This window comes from Microbacterium sp. KNMS (assembly GCF_053851835.1).
Window position 1 is genome coordinate 1 of the sequence record NZ_JBSQBP010000094.1, and the last position, 281, is coordinate 281.

Annotated in this window: 1 protein-coding gene; it reads left to right on the plus strand. The window is 68.3% G+C overall.

The features are described 5' to 3' along the window. Positions 1–53: 53 nt before the first annotated feature. Positions 54–281, plus strand: a 228-nt coding sequence (locus ACWXWW_RS17980; protein WP_455971368.1) for a glutamate-cysteine ligase family protein, incomplete at its 3' end; no start/stop codon positions are given.

The following is a 281-nucleotide window of genomic DNA, read 5'->3' on the forward strand; positions in this document are numbered from 1 at the left end:
TGCTTGTCCCTCGGCCGGTTCGGTGAATCGCCGGGCGGAAGGCGAAGGACGCCATGGCTCACGAGTATCGGTTCGGGATCGAGGAAGAGCTGTTCCTGGCGGACGGCCGCACCCGCTCGGCGCCGCGCGAATCTGTTTCCGACTTCCATAAGGCGGCGCGCAGCCGCCTCGACGGGGTCGAGCGCGAATTGCTGGAGAGCCAGGCGGAGATCTGCTCCAAGCCCTCGACGAGCTTCGCGGAGACGCACGAGGCGCTGGCCAAGCTGCGCACCGGCCTGTGC